Here is a 26,475-nt window from a genome sequence, read left to right on the forward strand (position 1 = left end):
AAGCATCTCTCTGGTGGCGACCGAGGTGAACTCGACGATGAAGTCCGTGTCGAACTCGGCGTATTTCAGGATGTCCAGCAGGTCGCTGTCCCGCAGTGCCGCTCGATCTCGTCCTTGATCGCCACCAGGCTCTCGGGCTCCTCCTGCTTCGCCTGCGGGGAGACCCTGATCCACGGCTCGCCGTGCTTCTTGACGATCGCCGCCCCGCCCGTCGTGCCCTCCGCCAGGGCCTGCTCGAAGCGGTCCAGCGGGGTACGGAGCTTGCCTTGCAGGGCGCCGATGAACTCCCCGGCGTCCTGCGGCTGGCCCAGCGCGGCGTAGTGCACGTGCCGGTTGTCCTCGAAGTCCGCAGGCAGGTCGTCCTCCGGGTTACGCCACCGGTTCGCCCACCACCACCACCACCACCCGGACCTCCCGGCACCGCACCGCGTCCCGAAGCGCCACCAGCACGCACAGCTCATACGGGATGCGCTACACGGCCCTTGTCGTCCACCGCCGCCGGCCGCCAGCGCTCGGGCACCACCCCCGCAAGCGGCACGCTCTCCGCCGGATCGAAGAACGCGCCCTCCTTCAACGGCTGGTCCAGGTAGCGCTGGAGCAGGCCGATCGCGTCCATCACCGGCCGGTAGGCGGTGTTGTTGCACTTCAGCTCCAGCACGCACAGCAGTGGCGAGAGCATCCGGTGCCAGTGCGCCGAGTACGACGACCGCAGCACCGTGCGGACCCGGGCCTTGTAGCGGGCTTCGTTCGCCGCGGCCTCCGCCGCAAGTGCCTTGAGCGTCTTCTCCCCGCCGACCACCAGGTAGATCACCCGCCGCACGGTGCCGGACAGCTCGGACAACGCGGCCTCCGCGACCCGCAGCAGCATGCCCTCCTTGCCCCGGACCTTCTTCAGCTCGGCGTTGAGCTCCTTGTCGACCTTCCGCTCCGCCCGTGTGTTGATCTTCAGCACGAGCTGGGCAAACAGGTCCACCAGTGAATCCGTGATCTCCGTCTGCCGCACATGGCACAGCGCGGCCAGCAGGGTCAGGCGCCTTGGAGGCTTCATCCACTCCAGGCTCGCGCCGGGTACTCCTTCGACGCCCGAGCCCGCCACGCGTCCACCAGCTTCTCCGACACGTCCGCGAACAGGTTTGCGGGCAGCTCCAGCCGTCTCACCCGCTGGAGCTTGTTCACCTCCGCCAGAAGACTTTCCAGCCTTGGCGCCCCCGGGTCGGCCTTCAATTCGGTGAAGTGCGATCGCCCGCCGCCCGACACGGCACCCTCACCGTCCGCTCCTTCGCCCGTCTCGTCCTCGCTGCCGGCGACCAGGTCCTCCAGGCGCGAGTGCGTCGCGTGCGAGATCCGCTCCACCATGCTGCGGCAGAACCGGACCTCGAAGTCCTTGACCGCCTTGCCCACCAGCCGCCCGACCCGGCGGCTCGATGCGGTCGTTGGCACCGGGCCACCACCGCCGCAGCCAAGCGCTCCCGTGACAACTCCACCGGACGCAGTTCGGCAGCCAGCCACTCGGCTAGCCGCTCCTGGTCCTCCTCGGTGTTCGCCCTAAACCCGTATGCCTCCCGGATCTCCGTGCGTGCCTCTTGATCCGGTCGCCCTGCCAGTCGTAGTCCGCCCACGCCCCGGCCGGAAACTTCACCTGCTGGGCCACGTACTCCACCGCCGCAGGCATCTCCTTGGCGGACTCCGGGAACCGGGCCTCCACCTCGAAAGACTTGAGCAACAACGCGAAGCCCAACCGGGTCGCCCCGACTTGTTCCGCACCCTCTTCATGTCGTCTTCGAGCAGCGTCCAGACCTCGATCAGGTCTTCCGGCTCCCAGTCCTGCCGCATCCACCCCACCCCTGACCGTCACTCGTTCAGACTGCCTGCCCCGTCCAACGAGAGGCACGCCGCGCAGTCTGCAGATGACCGGCCCAGGCGACGTCCAAGACCGGCGCGCACTCATGCCAAGGCGACCCATCCGCCACTTGGATCAAGGACGAGAGGTACCTGGCGACCCATCGAAAGGGGCGTGGGCTCGCAACTTCTCATCACCTGACTGCTCGTCAGAACGTGCGTCAAACGTGCACTGCGTGCGTCAAACACGCACTCCACATGATGCGTCATCGGAAACATGCCGACCTGCATAGTTCTCGGAAAAGACCAGGTCAGACCTCGCCCCTCGGCTCGCAGTCTCGCGCGCGGGCACACCAGAGCGCCAAACGAGCGTCATTACCAACAGGCCGCCCCTCGTCTTCGGGGCCGATCATGGGCTGCCACGGCCGGCCGCACTACTTTCTCCGGCCGCCATAGTGGAGACATAGCCTCCAGCACACCGCACTCATGCCAAACTGTTCATCTTTATCGTCACGGCGGTCAAGGCCATAGAAAGGTCTTGTCGCACAGAAAGCAGTCGAGCGAGATCTACGCGAGTATGCAATGTCTGCGCCCAGAGAACCGAACGTCCTTGTTCAGCGAACTGGAGCGCTAGTTCAGGATCAGAATTTCCGATAGCCCATGAAACGCCGTCGGCGGTTACATTTTGCGACTCGGCTAGAATTCTTTCCTGGTCACCTCTGGGCAACCCGGTCCACGCCAGAAGAGTCAGCAGCGAGACTCTCTCAGAGTGAGCCTCGGTCGCACTTTGCGAATTACCCGACTGTTCGGCAAGGGTCACCCACTCTTGCGCAGCCTCCCACCTTCTTCGAGGGGATCCGGTATGAAGCCGAGCCGCCCGACGAAATTCTCCAATGGCTAGCTTCCGATCGCTGTCATCTCCAGCCAGATCTGCCCTTACTGCGTAAGCCCGACCGCAGAAAAGAATCATTGAAATGAAGTCCGGATGGCGTTCATCGGCAACGCGAACGGTCTCGCACAAGACCGCCAGAGCAAGGTCTATGTCCTCCATTGAGCGAGTTTCACGCGCCTTGAGGGCGAGAGCCTCTCCCAGATTTGCCCGGTACGAGCAGTTGTTTGCGAAGTCATCCGACTCTTCAACAGCCATGCGATGGAAGCTGATTGCTCTTTCGATATCATCCAAGTCATGGAAAAATCTATACCGGTCGACCAACGCGCCACCGAGATTAGAAAGGGCGGTTGTACCAACCGGGCCGCGAAATCCGATTGCATGCGCCTGCTCAAGCAACTCGACGGCATCATCAATGTCGGCACCCTCATGGAACGTCTCAAACCTGGTGTGCAGACAAGTCGCCAAAGAGCTCAAATGGACTGATCTGTAAACATGACCCCCTGGCATTGCATCGAGAGAATCTCGCAGCAGCCCGGTCGCCTCCTCCAGATCTCCGATTGCGCCACGAACCTGAAAACGAGTATGGAGCGCCACACCAAGAGCGTGCGCATCAATACACCAGTACGGCGAGACTCGCGACCGAAGAGAAAAACCCTGCCGCAGGAAATTGATTCCCTTGTCACGATCCGCTTCGTCTCCCGTATAGTTAAACCTATCGCAAAGAGATCCACCGAGGTCGACAAGATGTGTAGCCATGTCGGAGCCAGACTCCGAAACAAGCTCCAACACCTCTTCGTATTCGATAATTGCCGTATCGAGATCCACCAAGTCACCTGAGGTCGCGTAGCGGCCACAAAGCAAATGGGCGAGATTTCGCTTCGCGGTCACCTTGGGGCCACTTTCAATCGCTATAGAAACAGTTTCCTTTGCGACGCCAATAGCCCGGTCGAGACTGGCTACATCTCCGGTATGGGCATAGTCCAGCTGAAGCGCGGTAACGTAGTTGCCCATCACTTCTGCACGCGCACCCGGATCCGACGACGGTTCACCAAGTGACATTTCCAGAGTTGACAAACTCTCTTGCAGGTCACGATAGTCCCCTCGCTCCGAAAAGCGCACACACAGTACTGCTCCCAAATTCTCTCGATACATCGACCTATCGCGCTCGTCCAATTCGGATTCGGAATCAACGGCTCTCCGATACGCATCAATCGACTCGTCAAGGTCGCAGCCGTCTCCCCCTATTTCAAATCGCAGATAGAGTGCGCTTCCCAAGTTATTCCGAGCTCGATTCTCGTCGAAATTTTCCGTGTCATCCAGCTCAACCAGGGAACGCAGCTCCACGATCGCATCATCGAGGAGGTCGGTATTCTCCAGGTGCTGAAATCCGACGAGGAGAGTCGTTGCGAGTTCGAGGCACGCCGTCGCCAGAAATGCACCGTCACCCGAAACGCAGATCGTCCTCAATAGAGAGGTTGCCTTTTCAAAGTCCGACAATTCGCCCGATTGCTCGAATTGAGCTCGAAGAGCCGCACCGTATCGGGATCCATGAAGAACCCTCAGATCCGAATCAGATTCGAAGACTTCGGAAAAATACTGCAGACATTTCGCGAGATCATCCCGGCGTCCATGTGAGCGATATCGGTCCCTAAATGCAGACGCTAGAATGGACCGCACAACCCAGCGAAACGGATCGTCAGGTTTCGCCGCCCCGCCAAGGCCTTCCAGCGCCAAAATTGTCAAATTTATTCCAGAAGAGGCCGAGACAGCAGCCACGAGTTCCACAATGCTGCCGAAGAGGTCACGAGATCCGCCTGAAACTACTTGACTCACTCGCTCCTGGATCTCAACGTTGAAATCATTCGCCAGGCTGTCCCTCGCAATCGATGCCAGATTTTGACGGGCGGCAATGCCGCTCAGGTCTGTAGTTGCCAGGATACGAATCCACGCCAACGTCGCGGCATCCGATACCCCATTGTCGGCAATCGGATCCGAAGGCAACTGATCAGCGCATCGCAAGAACTCCCGCGCCAGCGAGTCGATCCGACAACTGACCCTTGCGGGATTGGCGTCGACCGTGAGTGCGGCAGCAGCCGATCTGATCACGTCGCGCATCTCGCTGAAGTCTTGGCTGTTCTGCGTCATGATCAGTACCAGTATCTGTAGTCACTTCGGTTTTCTGAGTGCAGGACCGCTTTCGCCAACTCGGTCATACAGACAGGCTGACAATGTGCCGGTCCCGGTCGGGTTCATTCTTTCCCGGCATGCGGGCCTCCGCCGGAGTCCTGTGCATTCCAGTCGTCCAGGGCCCTGCCCTCCGCGGGTGCAGGTTCAGGGTCCGGTGTGGGTGAACGGCAGCCAGTCGTCCAGGGGGCGTCGCTCGGACCGCAGGAGCCGCGCGGCCTCGTGCACGGCGAACGCCGCCTTGTCTGGACGGAATCGGCCTTTCCCATCGATCAACTCGGAGTAGACGGCAGTCGTGACGTCCGCGGCCACCGCCGGGTCCACCGACCAGAGAGTCGCCACGACGTGCCGGTATCCGGTGTAGTTGAGAGCGGCGGCCAGAGTGATCGCCTCGTCCGGCAGGTTGAGACCACCGGTGGCCGTCCGGCAAGCCGACAGGAAGGCGAAGTCCCCCTCGTAGCGAGCCGCGCTGAGCCGGGTGACGGTGAGGACCCCGTCCGAGAGGACGAATCCGGCTGCGGAGGGGTCATTGAGGTTCTGCAGGCCGTGACAGCTGAGGTGGATCCAACGATGGCTGGACAGTGCCGCCTGCACACTCTCCACGGTGGCGTCGGAGCCCTCGACCACCGTGACGCCGCCGGGAAACCGCGCGTGCAGGAAGTCATGCTCCCGCGCAACGTCCTCGACCAGTTGGAGCTGGTCCGGCGCGTCGGGCACCCCCACGAACAGCAATTGCCGGGCTCGGTCCGCATGCTCCTCAAGGGGTTTCGAGGCTTCGCTCAACGCCCTGAGGGTCGGTGTATAGGACGACACGACACGATCGATGACCGCGCATCCGTTCGCGGCCGAGTGGTAGCCGGCCCCGTGCAGGGGCAGCAAGGTGAGCAGTCCTGTTGGGCACCACCACAGACGGGGCGGTAACTGACCCGCCTCAGGCGGGCCGGTGATGCGCAGGGCTTCCAGCACGGGGCCGGTCACCGCATCCCACAGCCACTCCATGGTCGAGCGCAGCACGTCCTCACGCTCTCGACGGGCCCGTCGACGTGCCTCCATGGCCTCGCGGAACGACATCCCTGGCACGGTTGCCAGGCCGTCGTCCAGCACCCGGAGATAGTCCGCCACCCGGCGGGAGACCTCGTCCGCGGTCAGGTCCGTCAGGGGCAGCGTCTCCAGGCCCTGGCTGCGGACGATGAGCGCGTCACAGCGCCAGCGACTGACATTGATGACGACGACAGGCCCGTGTTCTGCCGCCTGAAGCAGGGAGTCCAGGGGTGGCGGCCGCAGGAAGTCCTCGAAGCCGTCGATCGCGCGGACCTGCTCGACCAGGTCATCCCACTCCCTGGCCAGGGTCATCCGTCGGTCGACCTGTCGCGAATGGCGTTGCCCTGTATCAGCGGTCACGTGCACCGGCCCGTCCGAGTCCATTCCTGCACCGTTTGCCTGGCAAGTACCGTACTGTGCGGCTGCGCCAAAGGAGTCGGCATATGGAGAAGCCCGTGGACGCGACAAGCGATCGGGACAGCATCGGTGACGTTCCGCTCTACCTCACACCGTCGACCAAGTCGGTCGAGACCGCCCCCAACAGGATCGCCATCGGGGTGATCCAGTTACGTGCTTGGCAGATCCACCGACTGGCGCCTTCCCCGCCCGAGGTGGCTGGACAGGCCGCCTACCTGGTTCGGACGAACTACGAGTTCTCCCTGGACGCCGATGCCCCCGAACTCGCTTGGGCCGAGGTCCAGTTTGCCTTCGTGGGTGAGGCCGTCGTGGTCGACGCGGTGCCTCGCAGCGTGACCGATCACGCAGCCCCGGGGATGTACACGTTGACTCCTCAACTGCACTTCGCCCAAGGAAACGGGGACAGCCACGGCTGGCCGACCGGGTCTCCCGCAACCGCCATCGCGATGCCCGCGATCATCCCGAGGGTTGACTGTTTCGGGCTGGGCGGCGACCTCGTCAAGTGGCGGCACACCGGAAAGGTCCTGCCCGGGTCGCACACCGGCTGCTTCGTTCTCGTCGTGCCGGCCGAGTGGGAGGAGATGCAGGTGATTGCCAGCGGCAGGCACCACATGGAGCTCGACCCGGATCTGCGCCTGCGGCCCGCGACTCGCGACGACGCCTTCCGCGTACGCCTGCCGCCATCGCCCACCGACCAGACCGATACCTCGCCACTCACGGACACCGCCGGCCGGCCGCGTGGAACCAAGGCACGCGTCTTCATCTCGTACGCCCATGAGTCGGACGCCCACAAGGCAGCCGTCCGCCAACTGTACGAACTGCTCCGCGACAACGACCTCGACGTCCGTTTCGACCAAGAAGGACTGCACGAACGCCGACTGTGGGAGACCTGGGTCACCCAGCAGATTCTGCGGGCAGACTTCGTACTGGTCATCGCCTCCCCCTCCTATCGTCAGGCCGGTGACGGCACCCTCCCCGAGAGAGCTCGGCTGGGCCTGCGCTCCGAGTACAGGCGTCTCGTCGACGTCCAGCACCGGGACCCGGACACATGGCTCAAAAAGATCCTGCCTGTAGTCCTGCCCGGCCGGTCTCCGGAGGAGATTCCGCTGAGTTTCACGCCTGGGGTGGCCGATCACTACGTCCTGGACGGCATCACCCAGAAAGGCGCCACACAGCTGCTGAATGTGCTGCTGCACGAGGACGCCGACTCATGACGGATCCGGCCGGCACGGACATCCTGATGCAGGCTTTCTGTCGGAGGCCGCTCGTCGGTCGCCTTCAACCTCTGTGTGCGCCCATCCATCTCTCCCAGGCCCAGGCCCAGGACGATGATGCGCGGCAGAGGAGTCCGTCGCGTGCGTGCCCAGCAGGCTCAATCCGGCCGGCCTGGTGCGGACTTGGTCGGCCTGCGGAGAGCGCAGAGATTCGTACGTTCGCGAGGGCGCGTCGCCAATGATGAGCTGCGCGAAGGGGGTTGACGGGGGCGAGGAGCACGGCGAGTCCGTCCGGGCACGAGCCTCCTCGAAGGGGCTTTCGCAGGTACGGCTCTGACGCAGTGCCAGCAGGTGGTAGCGGCGGGTCGCCTCGGTGTCGCCCGCTTTGGCATGGGCTTCACCGAGACCGTTCAGGGCCATCGCGGCATCGAGTTGCAGGCCCGGCGTGAGGACCACGTCGAGTGCCTGGGTCAGGTTCACCATGGCGTCCTCGTAACGGCCGAGTTCGATCTCGGCGAGGGCGATACCCCGCTGGACGATCGCCGTGTTGCGGTCGGCGCCCAGGCTCCGGTACTCGTCGAGTGCCTGTCGGTGATCCGCGAGGGTCGCGAGATGGTCTCCTCTGTACTGATGCACCCAGGCACGGTTCTCCGTCGCGGTGGCCACCCGTGCCGGTCGCCCACCGTCTCGAACCTGGCCTCGGCTTGCGCATGGTGCCGCGCCGCGTCCCGCAACCGGCCCAACTCGACGCCCATACCGTCGTGCAGGATGCCCTGCACGCGGAGGTCCCCCGCGTCCGTCGCCACATCCAGCGCCAACTGAAGTGTCTCCAGCCAGTTGTCCCAGGACTTCGCGTGGAAGAGGAAGCCACGCGTCGCGTCGGCCCGTAGCCAGCACCGGGAGGGGTCCGAGGTCGTGGCCGCGACCCTCATCAGGGCGCTCAGCTGGGGCAGTTCATCGACGAACCAGGCGACTGCGTCCGCTCGTTCTTCGACGTCCGGTGTGGCGTGCGGGAGGGGTGGGCGACGATGTGGGGCAGGCGGTAGCGTCCCGGTGCCACGGCCGGGTCGGCAAGGGGCCTCGGTGCTGTGCGAGCCCCCCACCTGTGTAACTGTACCTTCCGGATGGTACAGTTACGAGTATGCGACCGAGTTCGAGAACCCAGATCCTGGAAGCCGCGGTCCGTGTGACCGAGAGAGAGGGGATCACGAGTCTGACCCTGGAGTCCGTGGCCGTGGAGGCCGGACTGACCAAGGGGGGACTGCTGTACCACTTCCGCACCCGGGAGGAACTGCTGCTGGCGATCCAGCGGTATCTGACCGAGGGATGGGAGAAGCAGTTGGAGGCGAGGCTCGGGAAGGCCTTCGCGGAGGCGACGGCGGCCGAGCGGGCGATCGCCTACACGCTCATGGACATGGAGAGCGAGTCGCGCAAGGCGGATCTGGCGTTCATGGTCGAGTCGGCGTCCGACCCGGAGCTGGCGCAGGTGTGGAACGCCCTGGTGGACCGGTGGGTGCCGGTCCCGTCCGAGCCGGATCCGGCTCAACTGGAGCTGTTCCTGGCCCGGATGGCCGCGGACGGGCTGTGGCTTTTCGAGGCGACCACCGGGACGAGACTCACTCCCTCGGTGAAGGATGCCCTGCGGCAACGGATCGCCGCGCTCACCGAATCGGCCTCCACACCGTGACCCACAGGCCCGGCGCCCGTCCGGCGCACCGTCGAACCCAGAAGATCCGAGGTACGGGATGAGCAAGGCACGACGCTGGTGGGTCCTGTTGACCGTCTCGGCGGGGCTGTTGCTGATATCGGTGGACATGACGGTGCTCTACACCGCCCTGCCCACCCTGACCGGCGACCTGCACGCCGACGCCTCGCAGAAGCTCTGGATCATCAACGCCTATCCGCTGGTGTCGGCCGGCCTGCTGCTGGGCACCGGCACGCTGGGCGACCGGGTGGGACACAAGCGGCTCTTCCTGGCCGGTCTGGTCATCTTCGGTGCGGCGTCGACGATGGCCGCCTTCGCCTCCTCCCCCGGCATGCTGATCACCGCGCGCGCTTTCCTGGCGGTGGGCGCGGCGACGATGATGCCCTCGACGCTGGCACTGATCCGGCTCACCTTCGAGGACGAGCGGGAACGCGGGGTGGCGATCGGGATCTGGGGCACGACGTCGGTGGTCGGCACCGCGCTCGGGCCGGTCCTCGGCGGCTTCCTGCTGGAGCACTTCTGGTGGGGTTCGGTGTTCCTGGTCAACGTGCCCGTCGTCCTGCTCGCCCTGGTCGCCGCGGTGTTCCTCGCGCCGGGCGGATCCGGCCGCGCCGACCGGCCCTGGGATCCGGTCGCCTCCGTGTACGTCATGGCCGGCCTCGTCGGCCTGGTCTACGCGATCAAGGAGACCACCAGGCCCGATCCCGCACCCCTGCACATAGCCGGGGCACTGCTGGTGTCCTTCCTCGGCTTCCGGGCCTTCCTGCGCCGGCAGCGCACTCAGCCCTACCCCCTGATCGACTTCGCCCTCTTCCGCAATCGGCCCCTGCTCGTCGGCGTGCTCGGCGCCGGCCTCGCGATGTTCGCCACCGCGGGCATCCAACTCGTCCTGGCCCAGCGGCTCCAGCTGGTCATCGGCCACACCCCGCTCAGCGCCGGCCTACTCGTGGCCGCGTGTGCGCTGGGCGCCCTGGTGGCCGGGGTCGTCGTCGGCGGCCTGGTCCACCGGGTCAGCGTGCGCACGCTGATCGGCGGCGGCCTCGCCACGAGCGCGCTGGGCATCCTGCTCACGCTCCTGCTCACCCCCGGCGCGGTCCCCCTCCTGGACTCCGCCCGGAGCTCCGGCTGGGTCGTGCCCGGCCTGATCCTGGCGGGCGCGGGGCTGGGCGCCACGATGACCGCCGCCTCCGCCGCGATCATCGGCGGCGCCCCGCCCCACCGCGCCGGTATGGCCTCCTCGGTGGAGGAGGTCTCGTACGAACTGGGCAGCCTCACCGGTGTCGCCGTCCTCGGCAGCGTGCTGACCGCGGTCTACACCGGCACGGTCACCCTGCCCGCGGGCACACCCGACGCCGCGGCCGACAGCCTGGACGAGGCGCGCGCCACCGCCGACCGCCTGCCCACGGAACAGGGCCGCCCCCTGCTGGACGCCGCCACCTCCGCCTTCGACAACGGCTACAACACGACCCTGGTCATAGCCACCACCCTGCTGGCCGCCGGCTCCCTCTTCACCTACCGCTACCTCAACCGCACACCCAAGCCCTCCGCCGCCGCGACGGAACCCGCCGAGCCCGCCCTGGACCCCTCTTCCTGACCCCGGCCCCCACCGGACCCGCGGACGAACCCCTGCTTACACCGCCAGCCCCCGAAGCGTCAGAGCCTCGTGTGCAAGAGCCTTCTCGTCGTTCTCGGGCACGAACTCCAGGAGGACATCCAGCGGCCCGCCGCCCCCCGCCCGCAGCCGGGCAAGAACCCCGCCCCACAACTCGGACCGTGCGGAGAGCGGACGCCGTGTGGTGCCCGGCCACCACGAGAAGGCATGCACGGCGGCAACCTGGTCGATCACCGCGTCGAGACCGAGGAGCGCGTCCGCGTCGGGCATGTCGAGCGGCGGCTGCCAATAGGTGAGGACATCAGGGCGCCCCACCTCCGCCAGCAGCCGCAGGGCACGATCCGCACCGTCGGTGAGCGTGTTGCGGTGGAACTCGTAGGCGAGATACACACCCGCGTCGGCCGCGAGCTCCGCCGCGCGCCGAGTGTCCTCGACAACCGCCAGCCGCTCCTCCGGCGACGCCTCCTCCGTCCCGGCCGCCCCCGCCCAGATCCGGATACGTGGCGCGCCCAGCAGCACGGCGGAGCGAAGGACCGCGTCGAACTCCGCGGGGTCGGAGCGCCCGGCGCGGTAGTACGAGCCGTACGAGGCCACCGCGAGCCCCGCCTCCTCGGTGGCGCCGCGAACCCGGACGGCCGCGGCCTTGTCACCGGCCGGCACGTGGATGTCGGCACCCCACTCGACGCATTCGAGCCCCGCCTCGACCGCGGCCCCGAGAACCCCGGCCACATCAAGATGCCGCAGGGTGACGGAACACAGCCCCAGCCGCGGCGACACCCGGCTCACTCCGACTCCTCGGTGACCGACGGACCACCGCCGCCTTCACCAACGCCGCCCTCAGCACCGAAGTCCACGACCGTACGCGCCCCATCGGCCCAGCGAACAGCGACGACAAGCCCGCTCACCTCGACACCGGCCTGCCCGGCGAGCGGCGCCGCGTCTGCTTCCCCGGTGAGGGACGCCAGCGCGACGAACACCGTCCCCTCCGCCTCCGAACCGACAGTTCCGGTGAGTTCGGGAACAAGGGCCCACGGCCCGTACGCCGTGCCCTGCGGCGCCCGCACCACGCACCGCGTCTCCCAGCCGTGCAGCCCGACCAGTTGACTGGTCACCTCGGGCCCGTCCAGCCGTACCTCCTCGCCCTGTTGGACCTCGGGGACGGTCCCCGGTGGCAGCGCGACGGCCCAACCGCTGTGGTGGACCGGCATCCCCTCCGGCACACCGACCGTGCGATGCACCCGCAGTTCGAGCCTGCCGCGGGCCAGCGTCAGGCTCTCGATCCGCACCGACGGGAGCGTCGGCCCGCCCACGGGGAAGACCGGCCGATGCCACGAGGCGAGCCAGTCGCGCCCGGCGGCCAGCGGGTGAACGCGTACACGGGCACTGCGCATGCCACGGGCCGACAGCGCGATGTGGTTGTCGGAGGCGTTGGCCGCGCTGGTCGGACCGGTGCGGGTGGAGTACGCGAGCCGGGCGTAGAGCGGATTGCCGGGTGCCCTCTCCGGCTCCCGCGAGTCGAGTTTGTAGCTGCCGTGGTTGTGCAGGCGTGCCAGCCCGTCCCCGCCCGTGGTCTGGACGAGCAGCCCGGGCGCGGGAAGGGCGAGCACACGGTCGGGCCCCTCGACCGGCGCCCTCTCCTCGGTCGCCGTCCACACCGGATCCTCGGCCGGGATCAGCAGCGAGAGGAACCCCTTGGAGGCCCAGTACGGGGACCCGGGCCCGGAGTACCGCTGGAGAGTGGCCTCGTGCGGCCCGTACCAGCCGAGGCCGAGGAGCCCGTCCGAAGCCGGCGCACCCCGGTCGAGGAAGTGCCGCAGCCCCCCGCTGAGGATGCGGCGGGTGACACCGGGGTCGAGCGGTGTCTCGCCGGTGAGGGCGCCGAGCGCCACGGCGGTGACGGCCGCGAAGCGGTACGTCAGCGAGCGCCCGTGGTGGATCGGCGCACCGTTCGCGTCGAAGAGCAGCGCGAACCCGTCCAGGAACTCCCGCAGCCGCGGCCCGAGTCGGTCGAGCAGTGCCCGGTCCCCGGTGAGGTGGGCGTGCAGCAGCGGGTAGAAGTGGAGGGCCCAGCCGTTGTAGTGGTCGAAGGACCGGCCGTCGCCGTCGGAGTACCAGCCCTGGCCCTGGTACCAGCCGTCCAGCAGGCCGAGCCCGCGGTCGATCGCCCCGCGTGTCTCGGCGTCGCCCCGTCCCACGGACTCCAGGAATCCGGCCACGGTCAGCGGGAAGAGGTACCAGTTGTTGGGGGCGGGCGTGTGCCGCAGCGCGCCGCGCAGCCACCGCTCGACGCGGTCCTGGTCGGCTGCCGGGAGGGTGTCCCAGGTCCAGGGCGCGGTGAGCCGCAGGGCCAGTGCCACGGAGGCGGACTCCACCATGGGCTGGCCCTGGATGCCGTGGTGGCCGATCTCCGGCCAGGACTCGGCGTCGTCGCGGCCGGGGGTGCGGGTGCCGCGCGCGACGCCGGCGGTGTAGCGCTCCAGGAATCCGTGCGGGTCCTTGCCGGACGCCCCGGCGGTGCGGAACGCGGCGAGCAGGAAGGTGCGGGCGAACCCTTCGAGCCCGTCCGAGCGCACCCCCGACTGTGAGGGCGGGCCGGGCAGGTCGATGAGGGCCTGGCCGGGGGTGGCGTAGCGGAGGGCGGCGGTCAGCAGCCGGTCGCCGGTGGCTTCCCAGTGTGCGCGGGTGTAGCCGGTGTGCGGGCTGAGGGTGCGGTCTTCCTCGAGGGGCGTGGGGAGGGGGTGCTGGGGCATGGGAGGGGCCACGTCTCCTGTTCGTTCCGGCGGTTTCCGAAGTGCGGCTTCCGTTCCGGTGGTTTCCGAAAGCGGCTGCGGTGGGCGGTCAGGCGAGGCGGGCCAGGTGTTCGGGCCGGACGGGGTGGGCGAAGGGGCGGCCGAGTGCGTACGACTCGATCTCGGTCAGTGCCAGGTCGGCGAGGCGGCGCAGTTCGCCGCCCTTCGAGCCGGCGATGTGCGGGGTGATGAGGACGTTCGGGCAGTCCCACAGCGGTGAGTCGGCGGGCAGTACCTCCGGCTCGGTGACGTCCAGGACCGCGTTGATCCGCCCGGACACCACCTCGCCGGTGAGAGCGGTCTGGTCGATGACCGCGCCGCGCGCTGTGTTGATCAGCGTGGCGCCCGTACGGAGCCGGCCCAGCAGTTCGCGGCCGACCAGGCCGCGGGTCTCGGGCAGCAGCGGTGTGTGCACGCTGAGTACGTCGCTGACCGCGAACAGATCGGGCAGGGAGACCGGCTCCGCCCCGAGATCGCGTGCCTCGGTGTCCGTGACGAAGGGGTCGTGGAGCAGCACGTTCAGATCGTGCGGGCGGAGCAGGTCGATGACGCGGCGTCCGATGACCGAGGCGCTCAGGATGCCCACGGTCCTGCGGTAGTTGCCCGCGTCCGGGTGGCGTGCGTTCCAGTCGACGCGCCGGCGTTCGGTGCGGTAGGTCCGGGCGGTGTCGAGGACGCGTTTGTTGGCGAGCAGGATCATGGCGAGGGTGTACTCGGCGACCGGCACGGCGTTGGCCGCGGCGGCGGAGGACACGGTGAGGCCGCGCTCCCAGCAGGCGGCGGTGATGTGGTGGCGTACGGTCCCGGCGGTGTGCACGACGGCGCGCAGCCGGGGTGCGGCGTCGAGTACCGCCGCGTCGATGGGCGGGCAGCCCCAGCCGGTGACGAGCAACTCGGCGTCGGCGAGCGCGTGGTGGGCGGCGGGGGTGGTGAGGTCGTCCAGGACGAGCTGTGGGTCGATGTCGGTGAGGGCGGCCAGCCGGGCCCGTACATCCGGGTCGAGAACCTGCTCCGCGGTTCTCTGTGCCATGGCGAGCACGGCACGCGGGCGTGGACGGGGCCGGAGGCCGGGGTGGGTCACTTGACGCTCCTACGGGTCAACTGGGGTTCCTTGCACATCACTTGACGCTTCCGGCGGTCAGGCCGGACTTCCAGTAACGCTGCAGCGTGACGAACGCGACGATCAGCGGCACGACGGCGAGCAGCGAGCCGATGACGACGAGCGGGTAGTACTCGGGCGAGACGGTGGCGGAGCTGTTCCAGGTGTAGAGCCCGAGGCTCAGCGGATACAGGTGCTGGTCGGAGAGCATCACCATCGGCAGGAAGAAGTTGTTCCAGATGGCGGTGAGCTGGAACAGGAAGACGGTGACGAATCCGGGGCCGAGCATGCGCAGACTGACGCGTATGTACGTCTGCAGTTCGCCGGCGCCGTCCACACGGGACGCCTCCAGCACCTCGTTGGGTACGTAGCCGCTGCTGAGCAGGCGGGCGAGGTAGACGCCGAAGGGGTTGAACAGGACGGGGATGAAGACCGCCCAGAAGGTGTTGACCAGGCCTATCTCGGATGCCACCAGGTAGAGCGGGAGGGCGAGCACGGTCTGCGGGACCATGACGCCGGTGAGGACGAGACCGAACAGCTTCTCCTTGTGCCGGAACTCGTACTTGTCGAAGGCGTATCCGGCGGAGACGCTGATGAGGGAGCCGACCAGGGCGCCGCCGACCGCGTACAGCAGGCTGTTGAGGTACCACTCGCCGTAGAGGCCGCCGTCCATGGCGAAGAGGTCGGAGAGGTTGCGGGAGAGGGAGAAGTCGCCGAGGGAGAAGATGTCCGAGCCGAAGAGGGCGTCGGCGTTCTTGGTGGACGCGAACACCAGCCACAGGGCGGGCATCATCGTGTAGAGGGCGGCGATCAGCACGACGGCGTTGGCGACGCCTCGGCTGGTGAGTCCGGATCTGCCGAAGGGGCGGCCGAGCGGCTTGGTGGGCGGCCCGCCGGACGGGGTCGTTGGGGTGAGGGGAGTCGTCGTGGTCATTTCGCGCTCCGTTCCCGGCGGCCGGCCCAGCGGGTCACCGCGAACGACAGGGCGCAGGTGACGACGAGGAGGATGACGGAGGCCGCGGAGGCGAGTCCGTAGTTGTTGCGGCGGAAGGCCGCGTCGTAGATGTACATGTTCGGTGTGAAGCGGGAGTTGACCATCGGCGTCGCCTGGTTCATCAGCATCGGCTCGGTGAACAGTTGCAGCGCGGCGATGAGGGAGAACATGCACACCATGAGGACGGATCCCCGGATGATGGGGATCTTGACCTGGAACGCGGTGCGTATGCCTCCCGCCCCGTCGATCGTGGCCGCTTCCAGCACCTCGCGCGGGAGCGCCTGGAGCGCGGCGTAGAAGATCACCATGTTGTAGCCGAGGCCGCTCCACAGGGCGATGTTGACGATCGACGGGAGCACGGTGTGCAGGCCCAGGAAGTCGATGGTGATGTCGGCCTCGGCGAAGAGCTTGATGACCGGGCTGAGCCCCGGTGTGTAGAGGTACAGCCAGATGACCGCCGCGATGATGCCGGGCACGGCGTGCGGCAGGTAGAGCAGCATCTGCGCGGTGCGCCGCAGCCGGATCAGTCCGGAGTCGAGCAGCAGGGCGAGGCCGAGGGAGCCGGCGACGACGAGCGGGACGAAGATCACGCAGTAGAGGGCGATGGAGCCGAAGCCCGAGATGAAGCTCGGGTCCTGCAGCACGGCGAGGTAGCTGCGCAGTCCGGTGAAGATGGTGCGGCCGCCGCCGAAGCCGAGGCCGTCGTGGTCCTCGGAGAAGAAGCTGAGGTAGACGGCGTAGCCGACGGGGACGAGGAACACGGCGACGAGCAGTGCCGTGAACGGGGCGAGGAGCGTGACGTAGGCGAACCTCTGCTGCCGTCGTCCGGCTCTGCGGGTGCGGGCGGGGTCCGCGGGTGGCGGTGTGGTCCCCGTCCGTTTTCTGGAAGTCATCACTGTGCTCACGGATGCACCTCGGATCCAACCTGATGTGCGGCTCTAAGGGGGTGGTGTACGGCGGGGTGTGAAGCGGCTGCCGGTCAGCGGGTGGTGACGGACAGACCGAGGCTCTTCAGGTCGGGCAGGGTCTTGCTCTGTGCTTCCCGGAGGGCCTCCAGGACGGTGCCGCTGCCGACGCCGGCCCGCGCGAGGCCGTCGTCGCCGGAGCTGATCGTCGAGACCATGCGCGGTCCCCACTTCCATCGGGTGGAGATCAGCTCGGCCTCTCGCTGGAAGAGGGAGAAGATGTCCTGGCCGCCGTAGTAGCTGGTGTCCATCTCCTTGCGGGCGACCGGGACCAGGTCGGACACGGTCGGATACGCGCTGCTGACACCGCTGGCGAGCTTGGCCTTCAGCGCGTCCGGGCTGGTGACCATCCAGGTGATGAACTCCAGGGCTTCCTCGGGGTGCGTGCTGTCCTTGGTCACCATGAAGGTCGAGCCGCCCTGGGTGCCCAGGGAGGGCTTCTCCGGGTCCCACTGCGGTGAGGGCGCGATGGCCCATTTGCCCTTGCCGCCCGGCGTGGAGGCCATCATCGAGCCCGCCGCCCAGGCGCCCGCCAGCCAGCCGGCCGTCTCACCGCTCTGCAGATGCGCCCGCCACTGCTGGCTGGACGAGGGCTCGACACGTACCAGGTCGTCGTCCACCAGGCCCTGCCAGTACGCGGCGACCTTGCGGGTGGGGGCGTCGTCCATGGAGACGGTCCAGGACTTGTCGGAGGTGTCGTACCACTGGGCGCCGGCCTGCCAGCTGAGGCCGGCCATGGCGAGCGTGCCGCCGGTGGTGAAGAGAGAGGCGATACGGGAGTCAGGCTTGGCCTTCTTCAGCTTGCGGGCCGAACTCTCGAACTCCGTCCAGGTCTTGGGGACGGGGATGCCGTACTTGGTGAACAGGTCCTTGCGGTAGAGGAAGACCATCGGCTCGATGTCGACCGGCAGGGCGTAGGTGCGTCCCTCGAACGTGGTCAGGTCCATCGCCTGCGGCAGGATCTTGCGGCGCACCGAGTCGGGCAGCATGTCCGTGATGTCGCGGGGCACACCGTCGATGGCGTAACTGGGCAGCTGGGGATACTCGATGGTGGCGACGTCGGGGGCGTTGCCCGCCCGTGCGGCGTTGCTGAGTTTGGCCCAGCCGCCCTGATCGCCCGAGGGGACCTGCTCGAAGTCGACCTTGATCTTGGTGTGGGTGCGGTTGTACTCGTCCACGACCTCCTGGCTGCCGCGCAGCGCCGACCAGAAGGTGACGTGCACCGGCCCGTCTCCGGCGCTGTCCCCCTTCCCGCCGCCGGAGCAGCTCGCCACCAGCAGCATGGCGAAGATCGTGAACAGCGCAGTCATGGCCGCACCTGAGCGTCTGGCTGCTGGACGTTGACCAGGCATGGGCCCTCCCGCGTCGTTGCTGGGTCATGGGCATCCTCAGCGCCAGACGAAAAAGGCGTCAATACATCGAACAGAAGAAACTAAAGCGGTCAAACGAACAGAATGAACCACCCAGCGGAACTCAGGCCGGAGTACCGGCCTGGACAACCGGCGGAACGCCGGGCGTGACACCGGGCGGCCCCGGACGGGATCAGGCCACCGGCGCGGCCGTGGACTCCCTGATCACCAGCCCCGGCAGCAGTTCCACGTGCCGGGTGGCCCCGGGCCGCAGTCCGCCGCCCGCCGTGTCGAGCCGTCGCAGCAGCAGTTCGACCCCGGTCCGGCCGAGCTCCGTCTTGGGCGGCGCGACGGCGGTCAGCGAGACCGGCCCCATGTCGGCGACCACGTCGTTGTAGGCGACCACCGAACAGCGTCCCGGCACGTCGATCCCGGCTGCCAGCAGGCGTTGCACCAGCATCAGAGCGTCCATGTCGCTGTGGATCAGCACCGCCGTGGCGCCGCTCTCCCCGACCGCCTCGACCAGGTCGGCAGCCCGCGGGTCGGCGAGGCGCGGATCGGGACCGGCGGTGCTCGAACTGAGAATCGTGGGGCAGCCGTCCGCGAGCCCCCGGGCGGCGGTCTGCTCGGCGAACTCGGCGCGGATGACCCGCGCGGTGGGGCTGTCGTCGCGCGCGGCCAGCACGATCCGCCGGTGCCCGAGGCCGACCAGGTGCTCCAGCGCCAGGTGCACGCCGTACGCGTGGTCCGTGCGCACACAGTCCAGCGAGTAGATCCCGCCGGCCCGGGCGGGGCGCCGCTCCACCAGCACCGCGGGGACGTCCAGGGCGGCCAGCCACGAGTGGTCCGCCTCCGCCTCCGCCCGGGTGCGCCAGTGCGGCGACAGCAGCAGGCCGCGCGCCCCGGCGTCCACCGCCTGGCGCACCGCCTCGCGCTCCGACCCGCCGTCACCCGCGGTGATGTGCAGTGCCAGCCGCAGACCGGCCTTGGCCGCGGCCTCCCGCGCGCCTTGCACGGCCTCGGTGAGATACGTGTTGCTCTCCGGTACGACCATGGCGACGGCGTCGCCGCCGACGGGGGCCTCCTCGGGCACCGGCCGCAGTGAACGCGCCACCCCGTGTCCGCGGCGCACCTCCCCGCGTCGGGCCAGGTCCTCCACGTCCCGGCGCACCGTCACCACGGAGACACCGAGTTCGTCGGCGAGATCGGTGATGCGCGCGACACCCCGGTCCCGCACCGTCTCCGCGATCCGGTCCTGCCGCGTCCGCGCCGACTCCCGCATGTCCCCACCGCTCCCGCCCACATCGGCCGCGCCGTCCGGCCACCACCGCACGGCGGCTCGCACGATCGAGTTTCGCACGATGACCTCATCGTAGCGATCAATCGATCAAAGTAACGGCCACGGCTGAGATTCGTTGGACCGGCCACCGGACCAGGCCGTTCGTTCGCACACTCCGTGGACATCGAAGAATGAACGTGAAATGAACGTCAACGGCGAGAATCGCATCTACCTCCCCAGCAGTCCCTTCCGCCCCACCCGCTCTGCCCCAGGAACAGCCTTCATGCGCGCACAGCCGTTCTCCGTGGTCGCCCCGGCACCCTCCGGACCTGACGGCGTCCTCGACGTCCCCCGGAAGTCCGTGTACCGGCCGCTTCGGCTGTGGGCGGGCCGCGTCCCGGTGCTCGCGGTCCTCGCCGTACTCCCGCTGTACGGGGTGTGGGCGACGCTCCTCGCGACGGGCGGCGGCGATCTCGCGGCCCAGTACGCCTGGGCGGGATTCTTCGCCCGGAACCCGGACTCGGCGTACGGACTGTTCTGGTACGGCGGTACGCACGCCGCCAACTACAGCGTGCTGTCCCCTCCGTTGATGGCGATGCTGGGCGTACGGACCGCCTCCGTGCTGGCCGGGGTGGCCGCCACCTGGCTGCTGGGCTCGCTGCTGGAGCGGACCGTCGCCAGGGTTCCGCTGTGGCCCGCGCTGCTCGGCGCTCTCGGGCTGTGGGCAAACGTCGCCTCGGGGCGCACCACGTTCGCCCTCGGGCTGGCCTTCGGACTCGCGGGCCTGCTGGCCGTGGCGGGCCGTCCGGAGCGGCGGGGCCGGCTGGCCGCGGGCGCCCTGGGAGCACTGCTGGCGACCCTGGCCAGTCCGGTGGCCGGGCTCTTCCTGCTGGTGGCCGGTGCCGGGTATCTGCTCGACCGGCGGTACGCCAAGTGCCTCGTCCTCTCCGTGCCGCCCGTCGCCGTCTGTGCGTCGACGGCACTTCTGTTTCCCTTCCAGGGCGAGCAGCCCATGCCCGCGGTCCGCATGCTGCTGCCCCTGCTCCTGTCGGGCGCCGTGCTCTGGGCGGCTCCCCGCGCGTGGCGGGTGCTTAGGGGCGGGGCGGCGGTGTACGCCGTCGGAGTCGTACTGACCTGTCTCGTCCCCTCGCCCATCGGCACCAACGTGGAACGGCTCGCGGCGCTCTTCGCCCCCGCGGTGCTGCTCGTGTGCCTGCGGGGCGCGACCGCGTCCGGCGACGCCCTGCCCGCCCTGCGGAGGGCCTTCGCGTGGAGGACCCTCACGCGGCGGGCGTTCGCGCGGCGGGCCTCCTTGCGGCAGGCCTCCTCGTGGCGGACCCCCGCGCGCTGGGCCGCCCCGGTCGCACTCGCGCTCGCCGCGTCGGTCGCCTGGACCACCACGACGACCGTCAACGACCTGCGGGTCACCACGTCCGTGCCGGCCTGGGCCACGCACACCGCCGGGGTGCTCGCCGAACTCGACCGGCTCGACGCGGATCGCGACCGGGTCGAGGTGGTGCCCGCCCGCAACCACCGCGAGGCCACCCTCTTCGCACCGCACGCGCAGCTGATGCGGGGCTGGAACCGGCAGTTGGACGTCGAGCGGGGACGGCTGTTCTACGCGGGCGCGCTCGACGCCCCGCGCTACCACGCCTGGCTGCGCCACTGGGCCGTGGGATACGTCGTCGTGCCCGACGGGACACCCGACGGCCCCGCCAAGCACGAGGCCGCCCTCGTCACCTCCGGGCAGGACTGGCTGGAGCCCGTGTGGCACGACGCGTACTGGAGGATCTACCGCGTCAGGGACGCGGAGCCGCTCGTCTCGGCGCCGGCGCAGGTGGTGCGGGCGGGCGAGGCGGCCGTGGTGCTGAGGGTGCCGCGGCCCGGGACGGTGACCGTCCGGGTCCGGTACTCACCGTGGCTGCGGGCCGCCGGCGCCTGCGTACGGCCGGACGGACCCTGGACACAGCTGACCGTGCGACGGGCGGGCCTGTACCGGCTGGACTCCAGCTATGCGAACGGGCCCTCGGACGAGGACGGCTGCCTGCCGGCCGAGGACGGTTCTCAGCAGGGACAGCGGTGAATCGAGAGGGGCGAGCGTGGCCCGACAGTGGCCGCAACCGCGGATGCGGCAGCCGGTGACACCGGGACGGGCCCGCCCGCCGAGTCCCGGGAGGACCGGCGGCCGGGCCCGTTACGTGCTCGGCGGTCAGTCGACGAGCGTGACGTCCTGCTGCTGCCTCGCGTGGAAGTAGGGCAGCGGAAGCCCGCCGCCCGAGCGCAGTTCCATCACCGTGGCCTCGACGCGGGCCGCGCCCGGCCTGAACCGTCCCGGCTCGGTGCGGTCGGTGTTCGTCCAGCGGTGCTCGGCGCCGTCGCAGACCGCGCCGGTGCCCCCGACTCCCTTCCGCACCTTGCCCTCGCCCTGACCGAGCGAGGAGCTCACGAAGACCGGTCCGGTGCCGCCCGTGCAGCGGTAGGTGCCGGAGAGGGTGACCGTGCCGTCCGCGGCGACCCGGCCGGTCGGGTCGACCGTCACCGTCTCGAACGGCCCGGACCGTTCGGACAGTTCGTGCGAGCCGGTGACCGCGTGCGCGGACGACGAGGCAGCGAGCAGCAGCAGCGCGGCACCGGCGGCTGTGCCCATGACCTGGCGCAATGGCATTGGAGTACCTCCTGGGGTGGGGGTCTCCACAGGTACCGGCCCGGTGTGCTCGCGCGCGTGATCATCACCCCTTTGGTGGCGAGTCCGCACCATCCGTCCTGGGCACGTCCGAGTGTTGTCCGCGTGTTGTCACGCTTCCCTTCCCGCTGTTCCGATGAGTTGGCGGCAGGAGGATGGTCTATCCGTACGAGGCGACGACAACGCCGCCGAACCCTTCGCACGTGGAGGTACGCCATGTGTTCCCACCAGTCCTCGTGCCCGTCCGCCGGCCGCTCGGAGCGCTCCGGCCGCGACGAGGCGCACATCGTCTCCGCGCACCCCGAGCAGGGCTGGTACCTGCTGTGCGACGGCGCGATCGTCTTCGACGACACCGGCGTGCTGCTGCCCGACGGCCGTGTCGTCGCCCCGCACCGGGTGCCGGCCGCGCAACTGACCATCGCGGCCTGACACTTCCCCGACTCCCGGGCGGCAGGGACCCGGGCCGACTATCGCGGCCCATTGACTGCCGTCACGAAGGCGATACGCTCCTGGCGTGACCCCACCACGGGGAGCTGCGGCGGTTCCGGCCGCGCGCGGACGTCAACCCGGCACGTACGGAAGGCGATTCCGTACGAACGGAATGTGATCCCGTGCCCCCCGGAAGGTGATCAAGCGTGACGGTGACGATCTAGAGTGATCAACGTGTCCGAGCAGCACACTCCCCGGTCCCTCATCGTCACCTTCTACGGCGCGTACGGCCGCTTCGCCCCTGGTCCCGTGCCCGTGGCCGAACTCATCCGGCTTCTCGCCGCGGTCGGCGTGGACGCGCCCTCCGTGCGGTCGTCGGTGTCCCGGCTCAAACGCCGCGGGCTGCTGGTGCCGGCGCGCACGGCGTCGGGCGCGGCCGGGTACGTACTGTCGCCGGACGCGCGGCAGCTCCTCGACGACGGCGACCGACGGGTCTACGCGGCCTCACCCCCCGAGGACGACAGCTGGGTGCTCGCCGTGTTCTCCGTGCCGGAGTCCGAGCGGCAGAAACGTCACGTACTGCGCTCCCGTCTGTCCGGCCTCGGTTTCGGGACGGCCGCGCCCGGGGTGTGGCTCGCGCCCGCCCGCCTCTACGAGGAGACCCGCCACACGCTGGAACGGCTGCGGCTCGACACGTACGTGGAACTGTTCCGCGGCGAGCACCTGGGCTTCGCGGCGACGGCCGAGGCGGTCGCCCGCTGGTGGGACCTGGCCGCGATCGCCAAGCAGCACGAGGCGTTTCTCGACACCCACGCGCGCGTGCTGCACGACTGGGAGGCGCGGGAGGACACCCCCGAGGAGGAGGCGTACCGCGACTACCTGCTCGCCCTGGACACCTGGCGCCATCTCCCGTACGCCGATCCCGGGCTGCCTCCCGCGCTGCTGCCCGAGGACTGGCCGGGCGCCCGCTCGGCGGCCGTCTTCCGGGCGCTGCACGAGCGGCTGCGGAACGCGGGGGCGGCCTTCGCGGGCGTACCGGAGAAGGACCCCGAATCCGAATCCCTGTGACGCCGGCCACACTTCGGGCCGCTAAGGCAACGCTCAGGCTCCTCAGGCCCCCCTCTCATGATCCCTGCCTAGCATCGTGACGCATGAGTCTGATGCGCAGTCTGAACCGGGCGCTCTCCGCCACCACCGGCCTCCAGGTGCGTAGGGCCGCCGCCGCGCCGCCCCGGCCGAGGAAGACGGCGGCGAAACCCGGGAAGCGGCCCACGCCGGTGTACCGATGTCCCGCGCCCGTGGACCTCGCGACGGACCGGCTGCTGCGGGAGCCGGTCTTCATCATGTCGCCCGTGCGCTCCGGCTCGACCTTGCTGCGGATGCTTCTGAACGCGCACCCACGGTTCCACTCCCCGCACGAGCTGCACATCCGCCGCCTGGAGGTCGACTTCGGCAGCAGGCTGTCGCAGCGCGCCATGAGCGCCCTCGACCTGGAGCGCGGCGATCTGGAGCATCTGCTCTGGGACCGGGTCATGCACCGCGAACTGGCCAGGTCCGGCAAGGACTTCATCGTCGAGAAGACGCCCAGCAACGCGTTCGTGTACCGGCGCATCCGGGACTGCTGGCCCGACGCCCGCTTCGTCTTCCTGCTCCGCCACCCGGTGTCCATCGCCCGGTCCTGGCACGAGGGCGACCCCGACAAGCGGACCTTCGACGAAGCCGCCGCCGACGCGCTGCGCTACATGCGGGCCGTCGACAACGCCCGCAAGGGGATCACCGGCGGCCACACCCTGCGCTACGAGGACATCACCGCCGGCCCCGAGAAGGAGATGCGCCGGCTCTGCGCCTTCCTTGACGTGGACTTCGAGCCGTCGATGCTCGACTACGGCAGAAAGGACGACACGCAGGTCGTGAAGGGCCTCGGCGACTGGCGGGACAAGATCCGCACCGGCCGGGTGCAGAGCGGCCGGGCACTGCCCGCCGAGGGCGAGACACCGGAGATCCTGCGACCGATGTGCGAGGCCTGGGGCTACACCTCGTGAAGCCGCACGCCGAGATAGCGGAGGTCTGGCCGCGCGACGGGCGCGTCAGACTGGTCGGACACATCCACGGGCACCCGGCCGAGGGCGAATGGCGGCTCCTGCTCACCCGCCGGAGCCATGCGGAACAGCGCCTCGGCTATCCCGCGCAGGTGAAGGGCGACCGCTTCGAGGGCGAGCTGTCCCTCGACGACCTGGCGGCAGCGACCGACACCGCCGAGGCCGGGATCAGGGCCGGAACCGAGGTCGAGGAGTGGGACGTCCATCTCACCGACGGCGAGGTGGAGTTGAGGGCCGGGCGGCGGCTCGACGACATCCACGGCAAGAAAAAGATCATGGTCTTTCCCGAGCAACGGGTACGCGGCATCGGCGTGCGTCCGTACTACACGGTGAAGGACAACCTTTCGCTGGAGTGCCGCACGGGAGCCGTGACATGACGATCCATCAGATCGGAGGGCGGCCGAAGGTCCGCTATCTGCTTCTGCACGCGTACGGACGCGGCGGCACCGTCCGGACGGTGATGAACCAGGCCAACTCCCTGGTGCGGGCGGGCTGGCAGGTCGAGCTGGTGAGCGCGCTGCGCCGCCGTGCCGACCTCCAGTTCCCGCTCGACCCGAGGGTGGAGGTCACGACGGTCGTCGACCTGCGCGAGGAGGCCCACACCCCGCCGTCGGGCGTGGTCGGACGCTGGCAGGACTGGCGCCGCGGCCGGCTCACCGAGCAGCCCGCGCGGCACGTCCCGTGCGGCGAGTTCGGCTACCGCTACTTCAACCGGTACGTGGAACGGCGGCTGATCGCGTACCTCTCCTCGCTGCGCGACGGGGTGCTGGTGACCACGCGGCCCGCGCTCAACTTCCTGGCCGCGGAGCACGCGACGGGCGGTGTGGTGCGTGTCGCGCAGGAGCACATGAACCACGGCACGCACAAGCCCGACGTGCGGCAGCGCATCCGGGAGACCTACACGCGCTTCGACGCGGTCGCCGTCCTGACGGAACCGGACCGCGAGGAGTACGAGCGACTGCTGCCCGGCACCCGCGTCGTACGCATCCCCAACGCCGTGCACTCCCTCGACCAGGTGCCCTCGGACCACCGCTCGAAGATCGCGGTGGCGGCCGGGCGGCTCTTCCCGCAGAAGGGCTTCGACCTGCTGATCCCGGCGTGGGCGAGGCTCGTCGAGACGTACCCTGACTGGCAGTTGAGGATCTACGGCAGCGGCGAGAAGAAGACCGAGCTGCGGGAGCTCATCGAGGAGCACCACCTCTACAACCACGTGTTCCTGATGGGCCACACGGACCGGCTCGACGACGAACTCGCCAAGGCCTCCTTCTACGTGCTCAGTTCGCGCTTCGAGGGGCTGCCGATGGTGATGATCGAGGCGATGAGCCACTCGCTCCCGGTGGTGAGCTTCGACTGCCCGACCGGGCCCTCGGACGTGCTCACACACGGAGTCGACGGTCTGCTGGTCGCGCCGGAGGACCCCGACGCGCTCGCCGACGCCATGGCCAAGCTGATGGGCGACCGGGCGCTGCGCGCGGACATGGGCGTCGCCGCCGTACTGACGGCGGCCTCGTACGGACCGGACGCCGTGCACCCCCGCTGGGAGGCCCTCTTCCGCGAACTCCACGAGGTTCGCGAACTCCACGACCTCCACGAACTCTCCGACCAGCGGCACCGCGGCGCGGGCGCCTCGAAGGGACAGCACGCATGACCACCACGGCCAGGTGCCGCGTCCTGGTCAGGCACACGACCCGTACGGTCAAGGCGGTGGTGAAGGATCTGAGGGAGGCCCGCTCGCACGCGTGAGCGAACCGGTCCGGACAGGGTCGTGGGGGGGGGGGGGCGCGGGGGGGGGGGGGGCCCCCCGCCCCCGGGGGGGGGGGGGCGGGGGGCGGCCGGCAGAGAGCACCGGGACCACCGCCCCCCCGGACCCACAAACCACGCGACC

24 protein-coding genes are annotated in these 26,475 nt (G+C 68.9%); 9 read left to right on the forward strand and 15 right to left on the reverse strand.

What is annotated here, in order from left to right:
• Window positions 1-65: 65 nt before the first annotated feature.
• The 6 genes from ACH4YP_RS14230 to ACH4YP_RS14255 all read right to left on the reverse strand — a co-directional run bounded on the left by ACH4YP_RS14230 (window position 66) and on the right by ACH4YP_RS14255 (window position 6,268).
• Window positions 66-461, reverse strand: coding sequence for a hypothetical protein (locus tag ACH4YP_RS14230; RefSeq protein WP_398490722.1), 396 nt, complete (start codon window positions 459-461; stop codon window positions 66-68).
• Complete coding sequence (locus ACH4YP_RS14235; protein WP_361062456.1) at window positions 458-1,048, reverse strand: hypothetical protein; 591 nt, start codon at window positions 1,046-1,048, stop codon at window positions 458-460. The genes ACH4YP_RS14230 and ACH4YP_RS14235 overlap by 4 nt, the downstream gene beginning before the upstream one ends.
• Entirely contained in the window at window positions 1,045-1,440 is a 396-nt protein-coding gene (locus ACH4YP_RS14240) for a hypothetical protein (RefSeq protein ID WP_361062453.1), read from the reverse strand. The genes ACH4YP_RS14235 and ACH4YP_RS14240 overlap by 4 nt, the downstream gene beginning before the upstream one ends.
• A 73-nt stretch (window positions 1,441-1,513) precedes the next feature.
• Entirely contained in the window at window positions 1,514-1,963 is a 450-nt protein-coding gene (locus ACH4YP_RS14245) for a DUF4158 domain-containing protein (protein ID WP_398490723.1), read from the reverse strand.
• A gap of 360 nt (window positions 1,964-2,323) precedes the next feature.
• Complete coding sequence (locus ACH4YP_RS14250; protein WP_361062447.1) at window positions 2,324-4,876, reverse strand: hypothetical protein; 2,553 nt, start codon at window positions 4,874-4,876, stop codon at window positions 2,324-2,326.
• Between the two features lie 186 nt (window positions 4,877-5,062).
• Window positions 5,063-6,268 carry a CHAT domain-containing protein gene (locus ACH4YP_RS14255; RefSeq protein ID WP_361062444.1) on the reverse strand — a complete coding sequence of 402 codons (1,206 nt, stop codon included), beginning with the start codon at window positions 6,266-6,268 and terminating at the stop codon, window positions 5,063-5,065.
• 131 nt (window positions 6,269-6,399) lie between these two features.
• Here ACH4YP_RS14255 and ACH4YP_RS14260 point away from each other — a divergent pair, with 131 nt between their 5' ends.
• The gene (locus ACH4YP_RS14260; RefSeq protein ID WP_361062441.1) at window positions 6,400-7,587 is read left to right on the forward strand and encodes a toll/interleukin-1 receptor domain-containing protein; all 1,188 of its coding nucleotides are present in this window, start codon (window positions 6,400-6,402) and stop codon (window positions 7,585-7,587) included.
• Here the strand turns inward: ACH4YP_RS14260 and ACH4YP_RS14265 are convergent.
• The gene (locus ACH4YP_RS14265; RefSeq protein ID WP_398490724.1) at window positions 7,582-8,253 is read right to left on the reverse strand and encodes a tetratricopeptide repeat protein; all 672 of its coding nucleotides are present in this window, start codon (window positions 8,251-8,253) and stop codon (window positions 7,582-7,584) included. The genes ACH4YP_RS14260 and ACH4YP_RS14265 overlap by 6 nt on opposite strands.
• Before the next feature lie 475 nt (window positions 8,254-8,728).
• On the opposite strand from ACH4YP_RS14265, the gene ACH4YP_RS14270 reads away from it, so the two are divergent.
• Together ACH4YP_RS14270 and ACH4YP_RS14275 are read left to right on the forward strand one after the other, a co-directional pair.
• Complete coding sequence (locus ACH4YP_RS14270; protein WP_398490725.1) at window positions 8,729-9,274, forward strand: TetR/AcrR family transcriptional regulator; 546 nt, start codon at window positions 8,729-8,731, stop codon at window positions 9,272-9,274.
• 58 nt (window positions 9,275-9,332) lie between these two features.
• Complete coding sequence (locus tag ACH4YP_RS14275; RefSeq protein WP_398490726.1) at window positions 9,333-10,886, forward strand: MFS transporter; 1,554 nt, start codon at window positions 9,333-9,335, stop codon at window positions 10,884-10,886.
• Between the two features lie 36 nt (window positions 10,887-10,922).
• Here ACH4YP_RS14275 and ACH4YP_RS14280 read toward each other — a convergent pair whose 3' ends face one another.
• The 7 genes from ACH4YP_RS14280 to ACH4YP_RS14310 form a co-directional block, all read right to left on the reverse strand.
• Entirely contained in the window at window positions 10,923-11,690 is a 768-nt protein-coding gene (locus tag ACH4YP_RS14280; RefSeq protein WP_398490727.1) for a sugar phosphate isomerase/epimerase family protein, read from the reverse strand.
• On the reverse strand, window positions 11,687-13,654 hold the full coding sequence (locus ACH4YP_RS14285) for a DUF2264 domain-containing protein (RefSeq protein ID WP_398490728.1): 1,968 nt from the start codon (window positions 13,652-13,654) through the stop codon (window positions 11,687-11,689). The genes ACH4YP_RS14280 and ACH4YP_RS14285 overlap by 4 nt, the downstream gene beginning before the upstream one ends.
• A gap of 88 nt (window positions 13,655-13,742) precedes the next feature.
• Window positions 13,743-14,723: a hydroxyacid dehydrogenase gene (locus ACH4YP_RS14290; RefSeq protein WP_361062423.1), complete on the reverse strand. Its 981-nt coding sequence runs from the start codon at window positions 14,721-14,723 to the stop codon at window positions 13,743-13,745.
• An 88-nt stretch (window positions 14,724-14,811) separates the two neighbouring features.
• Window positions 14,812-15,726, reverse strand: a complete 915-nt coding sequence (locus ACH4YP_RS14295; protein ID WP_361062420.1) for a carbohydrate ABC transporter permease — start codon at window positions 15,724-15,726, stop codon at window positions 14,812-14,814.
• Window positions 15,723-16,679: a carbohydrate ABC transporter permease gene (locus ACH4YP_RS14300; RefSeq protein ID WP_398490830.1), complete on the reverse strand. Its 957-nt coding sequence runs from the start codon at window positions 16,677-16,679 to the stop codon at window positions 15,723-15,725. The genes ACH4YP_RS14295 and ACH4YP_RS14300 overlap by 4 nt, the downstream gene beginning before the upstream one ends.
• A gap of 86 nt (window positions 16,680-16,765) precedes the next feature.
• On the reverse strand, window positions 16,766-18,061 hold the full coding sequence (locus ACH4YP_RS14305) for a sugar ABC transporter substrate-binding protein (RefSeq protein ID WP_361062417.1): 1,296 nt from the start codon (window positions 18,059-18,061) through the stop codon (window positions 16,766-16,768).
• A gap of 232 nt (window positions 18,062-18,293) precedes the next feature.
• Complete coding sequence (locus ACH4YP_RS14310) at window positions 18,294-19,382, reverse strand: LacI family DNA-binding transcriptional regulator (protein ID WP_361062500.1); 1,089 nt, start codon at window positions 19,380-19,382, stop codon at window positions 18,294-18,296.
• Between the two features lie 280 nt (window positions 19,383-19,662).
• Here ACH4YP_RS14310 and ACH4YP_RS14315 point away from each other — a divergent pair, with 280 nt between their 5' ends.
• Complete coding sequence (locus ACH4YP_RS14315; protein ID WP_398490729.1) at window positions 19,663-21,462, forward strand: hypothetical protein; 1,800 nt, start codon at window positions 19,663-19,665, stop codon at window positions 21,460-21,462.
• Window positions 21,463-21,588: 126 nt separating this feature from the next.
• On the opposite strand, the gene ACH4YP_RS14320 is transcribed toward ACH4YP_RS14315, so the two are convergent.
• A complete protein-coding gene (locus tag ACH4YP_RS14320) occupies window positions 21,589-22,044 on the reverse strand; it encodes a DUF6299 family protein (protein WP_398490730.1) in 456 nt (151 codons plus the stop codon).
• A 234-nt stretch (window positions 22,045-22,278) separates the two neighbouring features.
• Between ACH4YP_RS14320 and ACH4YP_RS14325 the strand changes: the two genes are divergently transcribed.
• From ACH4YP_RS14325 to ACH4YP_RS14345, 5 genes are all read left to right on the forward strand, one after another.
• Window positions 22,279-22,491 (forward strand): DUF5999 family protein, encoded by a 213-nt coding sequence (locus ACH4YP_RS14325; protein ID WP_398490731.1) that lies wholly within the window; start codon window positions 22,279-22,281, stop codon window positions 22,489-22,491.
• 225 nt (window positions 22,492-22,716) lie between these two features.
• Complete coding sequence (locus ACH4YP_RS14330; protein WP_361062405.1) at window positions 22,717-23,559, forward strand: PaaX family transcriptional regulator C-terminal domain-containing protein; 843 nt, start codon at window positions 22,717-22,719, stop codon at window positions 23,557-23,559.
• Window positions 23,560-23,642: 83 nt separating this feature from the next.
• Window positions 23,643-24,533: a sulfotransferase family protein gene (locus tag ACH4YP_RS14335; protein WP_398490732.1), complete on the forward strand. Its 891-nt coding sequence runs from the start codon at window positions 23,643-23,645 to the stop codon at window positions 24,531-24,533.
• Window positions 24,530-24,967 carry a hypothetical protein gene (locus ACH4YP_RS14340; protein ID WP_398490733.1) on the forward strand — a complete coding sequence of 146 codons (438 nt, stop codon included), beginning with the start codon at window positions 24,530-24,532 and terminating at the stop codon, window positions 24,965-24,967. Before ACH4YP_RS14335 ends, ACH4YP_RS14340 begins: the two co-directional genes overlap by 4 nt.
• Entirely contained in the window at window positions 24,964-26,238 is a 1,275-nt protein-coding gene (locus ACH4YP_RS14345; protein WP_398490734.1) for a glycosyltransferase family 4 protein, read from the forward strand. Before ACH4YP_RS14340 ends, ACH4YP_RS14345 begins: the two co-directional genes overlap by 4 nt.
• The last annotated feature ends 237 nt before the right edge of the window (window positions 26,239-26,475 follow it).

This window comes from Streptomyces sp. NPDC020747 (assembly GCF_044334695.1).
Taxonomy (GTDB): domain Bacteria; phylum Actinomycetota; class Actinomycetes; order Streptomycetales; family Streptomycetaceae; genus Streptomyces.

Excerpts from the sequence above, each read along its gene's own strand:
- ACH4YP_RS14270 (WP_398490725.1), top strand. The coding sequence starts at position 8,729 with ATGCGACCGAGTTCGAGAACCCAGATCCTGGAAGCCGCGGTCCGTGTG.
- ACH4YP_RS14305 (WP_361062417.1), bottom strand. The coding sequence starts at position 18,061 with ATGACTGCGCTGTTCACGATCTTCGCCATGCTGCTGGTGGCGAGCTGC.
- ACH4YP_RS14275 (WP_398490726.1), top strand. The coding sequence starts at position 9,333 with ATGAGCAAGGCACGACGCTGGTGGGTCCTGTTGACCGTCTCGGCGGGG.
- ACH4YP_RS14315 (WP_398490729.1), top strand. The coding sequence starts at position 19,663 with ATGCGCGCACAGCCGTTCTCCGTGGTCGCCCCGGCACCCTCCGGACCT.
- ACH4YP_RS14230 (WP_398490722.1), bottom strand. The coding sequence starts at position 461 with ATGAGCTGTGCGTGCTGGTGGCGCTTCGGGACGCGGTGCGGTGCCGGG.
- ACH4YP_RS14320 (WP_398490730.1), bottom strand. The coding sequence starts at position 22,044 with ATGCCATTGCGCCAGGTCATGGGCACAGCCGCCGGTGCCGCGCTGCTG.
- ACH4YP_RS14245 (WP_398490723.1), bottom strand. The coding sequence starts at position 1,963 with ATGGGTCGCCTTGGCATGAGTGCGCGCCGGTCTTGGACGTCGCCTGGG.
- ACH4YP_RS14285 (WP_398490728.1), bottom strand. The coding sequence starts at position 13,654 with ATGCCCCAGCACCCCCTCCCCACGCCCCTCGAGGAAGACCGCACCCTC.
- ACH4YP_RS14260 (WP_361062441.1), top strand. The coding sequence starts at position 6,400 with ATGGAGAAGCCCGTGGACGCGACAAGCGATCGGGACAGCATCGGTGAC.
- ACH4YP_RS14345 (WP_398490734.1), top strand. The coding sequence starts at position 24,964 with ATGACGATCCATCAGATCGGAGGGCGGCCGAAGGTCCGCTATCTGCTT.
- ACH4YP_RS14235 (WP_361062456.1), bottom strand. The coding sequence starts at position 1,048 with ATGAAGCCTCCAAGGCGCCTGACCCTGCTGGCCGCGCTGTGCCATGTG.
- ACH4YP_RS14250 (WP_361062447.1), bottom strand. The coding sequence starts at position 4,876 with ATGACGCAGAACAGCCAAGACTTCAGCGAGATGCGCGACGTGATCAGA.
- ACH4YP_RS14310 (WP_361062500.1), bottom strand. The coding sequence starts at position 19,382 with ATGCGGGAGTCGGCGCGGACGCGGCAGGACCGGATCGCGGAGACGGTG.
- ACH4YP_RS14295 (WP_361062420.1), bottom strand. The coding sequence starts at position 15,726 with ATGACCACGACGACTCCCCTCACCCCAACGACCCCGTCCGGCGGGCCG.
- ACH4YP_RS14300 (WP_398490830.1), bottom strand. The coding sequence starts at position 16,679 with ATGACTTCCAGAAAACGGACGGGGACCACACCGCCACCCGCGGACCCC.
- ACH4YP_RS14255 (WP_361062444.1), bottom strand. The coding sequence starts at position 6,268 with ATGACCCTGGCCAGGGAGTGGGATGACCTGGTCGAGCAGGTCCGCGCG.
- ACH4YP_RS14325 (WP_398490731.1), top strand. The coding sequence starts at position 22,279 with ATGTGTTCCCACCAGTCCTCGTGCCCGTCCGCCGGCCGCTCGGAGCGC.
- ACH4YP_RS14290 (WP_361062423.1), bottom strand. The coding sequence starts at position 14,723 with ATGGCACAGAGAACCGCGGAGCAGGTTCTCGACCCGGATGTACGGGCC.
- ACH4YP_RS14335 (WP_398490732.1), top strand. The coding sequence starts at position 23,643 with ATGAGTCTGATGCGCAGTCTGAACCGGGCGCTCTCCGCCACCACCGGC.